Origin of the sequence: Sphingorhabdus sp., assembly GCF_044374345.1 — a bacterium.
GTDB lineage: Bacteria > Pseudomonadota > Alphaproteobacteria > Sphingomonadales > Sphingomonadaceae > Sphingorhabdus_B.
In genome coordinates this window covers 1-8,610 of record NZ_JBILOS010000090.1, presented here as the reverse complement: position 1 = coordinate 8,610, position 8,610 = coordinate 1, and the positions used below count along the sequence as shown (strand labels likewise).

9 protein-coding genes are annotated in these 8,610 nt (G+C 54.9%); all 9 read left to right on the top strand.

The window, feature by feature from the left end; all coding sequences use genetic code 11:
- Positions 1–655, top strand: a 655-nt coding sequence (locus tag ACIQ5B_RS09045) for a complex I 24 kDa subunit family protein (protein WP_397598723.1), incomplete at its 5' end; no start/stop codon positions are given.
- Complete coding sequence (locus ACIQ5B_RS09040) at positions 655–792, top strand: hypothetical protein (protein WP_397598722.1); 138 nt, start codon at positions 655–657, stop codon at positions 790–792. The genes ACIQ5B_RS09045 and ACIQ5B_RS09040, both read left to right, overlap by 1 nt.
- Complete coding sequence (gene nuoF, locus ACIQ5B_RS09035; protein WP_397598721.1) at positions 792–2,087, top strand: NADH-quinone oxidoreductase subunit NuoF; 1,296 nt, start codon at positions 792–794, stop codon at positions 2,085–2,087. Before ACIQ5B_RS09040 ends, nuoF begins: the two co-directional genes overlap by 1 nt.
- A 2-nt stretch (positions 2,088–2,089) precedes the next feature.
- On the top strand, positions 2,090–4,090 hold the full coding sequence (gene nuoG, locus ACIQ5B_RS09030; RefSeq protein WP_397598720.1) for an NADH-quinone oxidoreductase subunit NuoG: 2,001 nt from the start codon (positions 2,090–2,092) through the stop codon (positions 4,088–4,090).
- The gene (nuoH, locus tag ACIQ5B_RS09025) at positions 4,087–5,133 is read left to right on the top strand and encodes an NADH-quinone oxidoreductase subunit NuoH (protein WP_397598719.1); all 1,047 of its coding nucleotides are present in this window, start codon (positions 4,087–4,089) and stop codon (positions 5,131–5,133) included. Before nuoG ends, nuoH begins: the two co-directional genes overlap by 4 nt.
- Positions 5,130–5,618, top strand: a complete 489-nt coding sequence (gene nuoI / locus ACIQ5B_RS09020) for an NADH-quinone oxidoreductase subunit NuoI (RefSeq protein WP_183940622.1) — start codon at positions 5,130–5,132, stop codon at positions 5,616–5,618. The genes nuoH and nuoI overlap by 4 nt, the downstream gene beginning before the upstream one ends.
- Positions 5,619–5,630: 12 nt before the next feature.
- Positions 5,631–6,251: an NADH-quinone oxidoreductase subunit J gene (locus tag ACIQ5B_RS09015; RefSeq protein ID WP_397598718.1), complete on the top strand. Its 621-nt coding sequence runs from the start codon at positions 5,631–5,633 to the stop codon at positions 6,249–6,251.
- A complete protein-coding gene (gene nuoK / locus ACIQ5B_RS09010) occupies positions 6,248–6,553 on the top strand; it encodes an NADH-quinone oxidoreductase subunit NuoK (protein WP_397598717.1) in 306 nt (101 codons plus the stop codon). Before ACIQ5B_RS09015 ends, nuoK begins: the two co-directional genes overlap by 4 nt.
- A gap of 6 nt (positions 6,554–6,559) precedes the next feature.
- Complete coding sequence (gene nuoL / locus ACIQ5B_RS09005; protein WP_397598716.1) at positions 6,560–8,587, top strand: NADH-quinone oxidoreductase subunit L; 2,028 nt, start codon at positions 6,560–6,562, stop codon at positions 8,585–8,587.
- The last annotated feature ends 23 nt before the right edge of the window (positions 8,588–8,610 follow it).

The window sequence follows — 8,610 nt, the reverse complement described above, 5'->3', positions numbered from 1 at the left end:
ACACACTCCAAACGAAGCGGATGCACGCGCCCAATTTGGCGCCTTTGCGTTTTCAGCTGAAAACAAGAAGACCGCCGACATGTACATCGGACGCTATCCTGCTGGACGTCAGCAGTCTGCGGTGATGGCTCTGCTTGATTTGGCGCAACGTCAGGTGGGCGAAGAAACACAGACGCAAGGCTGGTTGCCGGTTCCCGTGATCGAATATGTCGCAAGCTATCTCGGCATGCCATATATGCGCGCATATGAAGTCGCGACATTCTACACCATGTACAATCTCGCGCCCGTTGGCCGTTTCCATGTGCAAGTATGCGGCACAACGCCGTGCATGCTGCGTGGGTCGGACGATATCATGGCGGCATGCAAGAATCGGGGCCTCGTCAAAGGCGCAACAACACCCGATGGCATGTTCACGCTGAACGAAGTTGAATGCATGGGCAACTGCGCCTCTGCACCAATGGTTCAGATTAACGACGATAATTACGAAGACCTCGATTACGACAGCATGACCGCCATTTTGCAGGACTTGTCCGATGGCAAGCAGCCAAAGGTCGGCACACAGCTGCCCGGACGCCATACGGTTGAACCTTATGGTGGCGCTACGACTTTGCAGGCGATGGTTGATAAGAACCATGATTATCGGGGAGAGTATTGATGGAATTTCTCCCCCTCATCGGCGTTCTGGTGGCTGGGTTCGTGGCATGGAAACTGCTCAAGGGCATCATTAAACTTGCCGTCATTGGGCTATTGATTGCCGCCGGCGCATGGTTTCTTCTTGGAGGTTTGGGCTGATGCTCGCTGACAAAGACCGCATTTTTACCAACCTTTACGGCTATCAAGATTTCGGCTTGAAAGCTGCGCAGGCGCGCGGCGATTGGGACAAAACCGCCAATTTGATGAAGGCCGGACAAGACGCCATTATCGAAGAAGTGAAGGCATCCGGGCTTCGTGGCCGTGGTGGTGCTGGCTTCCCGACCGGTATGAAGTGGAGCTTCATGCCCAAAGCACCGACGCCGGAACGTCCGAACTTCCTTGTCATCAACGCCGATGAATCTGAACCCGGTTCGTGCAAAGACCGCGAGATCATCCGTCACGATCCGCACAAGCTGATCGAAGGCGCGTTGATCGCCGGTTTTGCGATGCGCGCGCGTGCGGCGTACATCTACATTCGCGGCGAATATATTTTCGAAGCAAAGGTCCTCGAAAAGGCTGTTGCAGAGGCATATTCAGCCGGACTGTTGGGCAAGAATGCCGCCAAGTCGGGCTATGACTTTGATGTGTTCGTCCATCGCGGCGCAGGTGCCTATATCTGCGGCGAAGAAACCGCGATGATCGAAAGCCTTGAAGGCAAAAAGGGTCAGCCCCGCCTTAAGCCGCCATTTCCTGCAGGCGCAGGCCTGTATGGCTGCCCGACGACGGTGAACAATGTCGAGAGCATTGCCGTCGTTCCCACAATCCTGCGCCGCGGCGCGGCATGGTTCAAAAGCTTTGGCCGCGAAAACAACCATGGCACCAAGCTGTTCCAGATTTCGGGCCATGTCGAAAAGCCATGCGTCGTCGAAGAAGAAATGGGCATTCCGTTCCGCGAGCTGATCGAAAAGCATTGCGGCGGCATCCGCGGTGGTTGGGATAATCTGCTCGCCGTCATCCCGGGCGGTTCGTCGGTGCCTTTGGTGCCTGCTGCCATGATGATGGACGTGCCCATGGATTTTGACGGCTGTAAGGCTGTCGGTTCAGGCCTTGGCACTGCGGCGGTCATCGTTATGGACAAGTCCACGGACATCGTTCGCGCAATCTCGCGCCTGTCTTATTTCTATAAGCATGAAAGCTGCGGCCAATGCACGCCTTGCCGCGAAGGCACTGGCTGGATGTGGCGCGTCATGGAAAAGATGCGCACGGGCAATGCCGAGATTGGCGACATCGATACCCTGTACGATGTCACGAAGCAGGTTGAAGGCCACACAATTTGTGCGCTTGGCGATGCTGCTGCGTGGCCAATTCAGGGCCTTATCAAACATTTCCGTCCAGAGATGGAACACCGCATTCATGAAGCCAAGGGCGACGATATGTTGGAGGCAGCAGAATAATAATGCCTAAAGTCACCGTAGACGGTTTAGAACTCGAAGTTCCTGCAGGCGCGACTGTGCTTCAGGCGTGTGAGATGGCGGGGAAGGAAATTCCACGCTTTTGCTATCATGAACGGCTGTCCATTGCGGGCAATTGCCGTATGTGCTTGGTCGAGGTTGCCCCTGGGCCACCAAAGCCGCAGGCAAGCTGTGCGCTGCCCGCCACCGAAGGGCAGATCATCAAAACCGACAGCCCGATGGTCAAAAAGGCCCGCGAAGGGGTGATGGAGTTTCTGCTCATCAATCACCCGTTGGATTGCCCAATTTGCGACCAAGGCGGTGAATGCGATTTGCAGGACCAAAGCGTGGCTTATGGTCGCGGTGCATCGCGCTTCGACGAAAACAAGCGTGCGGTTACTGAAAAATATATGGGTCCAATCGTCAAAACGGCGATGACACGTTGCATCCAGTGCACACGTTGTGTTCGGTTCACGGAAGAAGTCGCTGGCATTGAAGAAGTCGGCGCGATTGGTCGCGGCGAGAATATGCAGATCACGACCTATCTGGAGCACGCCATGCAGAGCGAGCTTTCGGGTAATGTCGTTGACTTGTGTCCGGTGGGTGCGCTGACGTCGAAGCCTTATGCTTTCGAAGCACGCCCGTGGGAATTGAAAAAGACGCCAAGCATCGACGTGATGGACGCGGTTGGCACCAACATCCGTCTCGATAGCCGGGGCAGGGCCGTATTGCGCGCGCTTCCACGCAACAATGATGATGTGAACGAAGAATGGGCGTCGGATAAGACACGCCATGCAGTTGATGGCCTTACGCATCGTCGTTTGGACAAGCCGTATATCCGCAAGGATGGAAAGCTTGTTGCAGCAAGCTGGGCAGAGGCGTTTGACGCAATCAAGGCCAATTGGTCCGGCGATGCTGCGGTAATCGCAGGCGATCAGGTCGATTGCGAAACGATGTTTGCGGCGCGTGCGCTTGCGGGTTCGTCGATGCTTGAGGGCCGTCAAACGGGGCTATCGTACGATACGTCGTCGCTTTCGGCCGTAAACTTCAACACCACCATCGCTGGCATCGAAAATGCGGATGTGATCTTGCTGGTCGGCAGCGACCTGCGCCGTGAAGCACCTTTGGTAAACACGCGTATCCAAAAAGCGATCCGCAAGCGCGGTGCAAAGGTGTTTGCCATCGGTCCGGTAACGGATTTGACGTACAAGGTTGAATGGCTGGGCGACGATTTAAGCGCGCTGGCGAAAGCGCCACAGGCTCTTGCTGATGCATTGAAGACCGCAGAACGCCCAGCGATTATCGTGGGTGGCGGCGCGCTGCGTTATGAAGGCGTCCATGGTGCTGCATTGGCGTTTGCATCGAAATATAAGCTCGTCCGGGATGGCTGGAATGGCTTTAACGTATTGCACTTTGCGGCAGCGCGTATGGGCGGACTGATGCTTGGATATGCGCATGATGGCGGTATCAAAGCGTTGGCGGCCAAGGCTCCCAAGCTCGCGTTCTTCCTCGCGGCTGATGAAGCTGATTACAGCCTGTTTGCAGGCAGCTTCAAAGTTTATGTCGGCCATCATGGCGACAATGGCGCGCATCATGCCGACGTCATTTTGCCAGGCGCAGCGTATAGCGAAAAGTCCGGCACGTACGTCAACCTCGAAGGCCGCGTGCAGCGCGGCGAACGCGCCGTGTTCCCACCCGGTGATGCGCGTGAAGATTGGGCGATATTCCGCGCCTTGTCTGATGTGCTGGGCAAGCGCCTGCCGTTTGACAGCCTTGAGGCGCTCCGCGTTGAAATGTTCAACGCTGTCCCTGCATTGGGCGTCGAAGGCCTTGCCGATTATGGCTGGTCTGAACCGACATTGTCTTCAGCCGTAAATGGTAAAATCGCCGATTATCCGATTAAGGATTTTTACCTGACCAACGCAATCTGCCGCGCGTCGGAAACGATGCAGCGGTGCTCGGCTGAACTGGTGCACGGCACGCAATATCTGGAGGCAGCGGAATGACATCTTTCTTCCAAACCCTTGGGATGAGCTACGAAGCCGCATGGTTCACCGCAACCATCGTGGGCATATTGCTCATTGCATTGCCGCTAATGCTGGCCGTCGCGCTCATCATTTACGCTGAACGCAAATTGTGGGCAGCCTTTGCCCTTCGCAGAGGTCCCAACGTGGTTGGTCCCTTCGGTGTCCTTCAGTCTTTCGCTGATGGACTAAAGGTGTTTCTGCAGGAAACAATCATCCCCAGCGCGTCGAACCGCGGACTGTTTTTGATTGCGCCGATTATTACCTTCACCGTCGCTTTGATGGCGTGGGCGGTTATTCCGTTTGCAGACGGCGTTGTGCTGTCCAATATCAACGTGGGCTTGCTGTACATTCTCGCGATTAGCAGCCTTGGCGTATATGGCGTGGTCATTGCCGGTTGGGCTTCCAATTCCAAATATCCGTTTTATTCCGCCATGCGTGCGGCGGCGCAGATGATTTCATACGAAGTCTCGATTGGCTTCATTCTGATCTGCATTGTGTTGTGGGCCGGTACATTCAATGTGGGCGGCATCGTAGAGGGCCAGCGGGGCCATATCTTTGGCTTTATCAACGCCTATGCGTTCAACCCGTTGCTGTTCCCGATCGCGATCATGTTCCTCATCAGTTCAATGGCGGAAACCGCGCGCGCGCCTTTCGATTTGACCGAGGCCGAGAGCGAGCTGGTTGCTGGTTATCAGACGGAATATTCGTCGATGGCCTTCGCTTTGTTCTGGTTGGGCGAATATGCCAACGTGCTGTTGATGTGCGCGCTTAATGCTATCCTATTCTGGGGTGGATATTTGCCGCCAGTGGATTGGGCGCCATTATATGCCGTTCCCGGCATCATCTGGTTCTTCGTCAAAATCCTTTTGATGTTCTTTGTCTTCGCTTGGGTGAAGGCAACTGTACCGCGTTACCGTTATGACCAATTGATGCGTCTGGGTTGGAAGGTGTTCCTGCCAATCTCGCTTTTCTGGGTCTTTTTGGTGAGCGGCTATCTTATGTTCACAGGACATTTCGCATGACCACCATCGCGCATCTCATCAAAACCTTTACCCTTTGGGAATTCGTCAAGGCGCACTGGTTGACCTTGCAATATTTCTTCAAGCCAAAGGCAACGATCAACTATCCGTTCGAAAAGAACCCGTTGAGCCCGCGTTTTCGCGGCGAGCATGCTTTGCGGCGCTACCCCAATGGTGAAGAGCGGTGCATTGCGTGCAAGCTGTGCGAAGCGGTATGTCCCGCCTTGGCAATCACCATCGAGTCCGAACCGCGTGAAGACGGCAGCCGCCGCACCACGCGCTATGACATCGACATGACGAAGTGCATCTATTGCGGTTTCTGCCAAGAAGCTTGCCCAGTGGATGCGATTGTCGAGGGACCAAACCTCGAATTTGCAACCGAAACACGCGAGGAATTGTTTTATGACAAGGCCAAGCTTCTCGACAACGGCGCGAAATGGGAACGGGCAATTGCCGCGAACCTTGCTGCCGATGCACCCTATCGTTAAGGGCGGCCCATCGTGATCCAACTCGTCTCATTCTATATCTTCGCAAGCATCGTCATCGCGTCCGCCGCGATGGTCATCTTTGCGCGCAACCCCGTGCACAGCGTGCTGTGGCTGATCGTCGCGTTCTTTAACGCCGCTGGCCTCATGATTCTGATCGGTGCGGAGTTTATCGCGATGCTGCTCGTCATTGTCTACGTTGGCGCAGTCGCCGTGCTGTTCCTGTTTGTGGTGATGATGCTCGACATCGACTTCGCCGAACTGCGCGCGGGCTTTGTGAAAAACGTTCCGCTTGGGTTATTGCTCGCCGTTGTTCTCGCTGCTGAACTCGTGCTTGGCATTGGCGCGTATCAGGCTGGTGCAGTTGTACTGGGCACGCCAGAAGCAGGCGCAGCTACCGTGTCGGCAGCTGTTCCAAATATCGAGGCTATTGGCGGCCTGTTGTACAGCAAATATGTGTTCATGTTTGAAACTGCGGGCCTCATTCTTTTGGTGGCCATGGTGGGCGCGATTGTTCTTACCCATCGTAAGAGCCATGGCACCCGCGGCCAGAGCATCAGCAGCCAGGTACAGCGCCGTCCCGAAGACGCGACGCGCAACGTCAATCAACCGGTAGGGCAGGGGATCGAGTTGTGATCGGTATCGAACATTATCTCGTGGTGAGCAGCATTCTGTTCGTCATGGGTATGCTGGGCATTTTCCTGAACCGCAAAAATGTGATCATCATCTTGATGGCGATTGAGCTCGTTTTGCTGGCGGTGAATATCAACCTCGTGGCGTTCAGCGTCTTTCTTGGCGACCTTACGGGCCAGATTTTCGCGATGTTCGTGCTGACGGTGGCTGCTGGTGAAGCGGCGATCGGCCTTGCCATATTGGTCATCTACTTCCGTGGCCGGGGCACCATTGCCGTTGACGATGTCAACCGGATGAAGGGATAACATCCAGTGACTTCGATCCATATCATTGTTTTTCTTCCGCTTTTGGCTGCGCTCGTTGCGGGTCTTGGCCAACGCTTTATTGGCGCGGTTGCCGCTAAGACCATTACCACAGCGGGCCTGTTCACGGCGTCCTTGCTGAGCTGGCCGATTTTCATCGGCTTTCTCAACGGCAGCGAAACCGCTTATGTCGCGCCCGTGATGAACTGGGTTCAATCGGGTGATTTGTCATTCGATTGGGAATTGCGCGTTGATGCGCTGACCGCGGTGATGTTGGTGGTTATCACCACCGTTTCCGCGCTCGTCCATCTGTATAGCTGGGGCTATATGGAGGAAGACCCCGATCAACCGCGCTTCTTTGCGTATTTGTCGTTGTTCACCTTCGCGATGTTGATGCTCGTAACCGCCAACAATCTCGTCCAAATGTTCTTTGGATGGGAAGGTGTTGGTCTGGCGTCTTATCTGTTGATTGGTTTCTGGTACAAAAAACCAAGCGCGAATGCCGCGGCGATTAAGGCATTTGTCGTAAACCGCGTTGGCGACCTGGGCTTCATGCTGGGTATCTTCGGCGTGTTCTGGCTGTTTGGCACGGTCTCCATTCCGGACATTTTGGCGGCGGCACCGGATAAGGTCGGATCAAGCATTGGCTTCCTTGGGTTCCGCGTCGATACGATGAGCTTGCTGTGCATATTGTTGTTCATCGGCGCGATGGGCAAGTCTGCGCAGTTGGGCCTGCACACATGGCTGCCTGACGCGATGGAGGGTCCGACACCTGTGTCGGCGCTTATTCACGCAGCGACGATGGTTACCGCTGGCGTGTTCATGGTTTGCCGCCTGTCGCCATTGTTTGAAACAAGCCAGTTTGCGTTGGACGTTGTGACGATAGTCGGCGCTACAACTGCGATTTTTGCAGCGACCGTTGGCTTGGTGCAGACCGATATCAAACGCGTCATCGCGTACTCAACATGCTCGCAGCTTGGATATATGTTCTTTGCCGCGGGCACGGGCGCATATGGCGCGGCGATGTTCCATTTGTTCACGCACGCTTTCTTTAAGGCGTTGTTGTTCCTTGGCGCAGGCTCCGTCATCCACGCGATGCATCATGAACAGGATATGCGTTATTATGGTGGTTTGCGGAAACATATCCCGCTGACCTTTTGGGCGATGATGGCGGGCACGTTGGCGATTACCGGCGTTGGTATTGTTGGCGTCGGCGGGTTCGCTGGTTTCTATTCCAAGGATGCGATCATCGAAGCCGCATTTGCGAGCCACTCGACCTTCCATATGTATGCGTTTGGCATTGGCGTTCTGGCGGCATTGTTGACCAGCTTCTACAGCTGGCGCCTGATGTTCCTCACATTCTTCGGAACGCCGCGTTGGGCGCAGTCGGAGCATATTCAACATGCGATGCACGACCATGATGAACATGCACATGACCATGCCCACGACGCGCATGGTGATGGTACCGCTGGCTATCATCCGCATGAAAGCCCGCTGCCGATGCTTATCCCGTTGGGCGTGCTGACATTGGGCGCTGTTTTTGCTGGTTTTGTATTCCACGGAGGCTTCATTGAAGCCGAAACCGGCAAGGCATTTTGGGCGAACAGCACATTGTTCTTCAACGAACATTTGATGCACGCCATGCACGAGGTACCGTTGTGGGTGAAACTGTCATCGACAGTGGCCATGCTCACCGGCTTGTTGGTGGCTTATGTGATGTATCAGCAGTCAAAGGATGCGCCGCAGCGTTTGGCTACTGCCTTTGCGCCATTGTACCGTTTCTTCATGAACAAATGGTATTTTGACGAACTGTATAATGCGGTCTTTGTCCGCCCGGCCTTTTGGTTAGGACGCCTGTTCTGGAAGCAAGGCGACATCGGCGTTATCGACCGGTTTGGGCCGAACGGTTCGGCTGCTGTCGTTTCCTTTGGTAGCAAGCTCGCGGTGAAAATGCAGTCGGGTTATCTTTATACATATGCGCTGGTGATGCTTTTGGGCCTTGTCACAGCGGTTAGCTGGATGATGGTGAGAACATAATGAACGCCGCAGATATTCCTGTC

Coding starts and splice junctions, on each gene's coding strand:
- ACIQ5B_RS09040 (WP_397598722.1), top strand. CDS start 655: ATGGAATTTCTCCCCCTCATCGGCGTTCTGGTGGCTGGGTTCGTGGCA.
- nuoF (WP_397598721.1), top strand. CDS start 792: ATGCTCGCTGACAAAGACCGCATTTTTACCAACCTTTACGGCTATCAA.
- nuoG (WP_397598720.1), top strand. CDS start 2,090: ATGCCTAAAGTCACCGTAGACGGTTTAGAACTCGAAGTTCCTGCAGGC.
- nuoH (WP_397598719.1), top strand. CDS start 4,087: ATGACATCTTTCTTCCAAACCCTTGGGATGAGCTACGAAGCCGCATGG.
- nuoI (WP_183940622.1), top strand. CDS start 5,130: ATGACCACCATCGCGCATCTCATCAAAACCTTTACCCTTTGGGAATTC.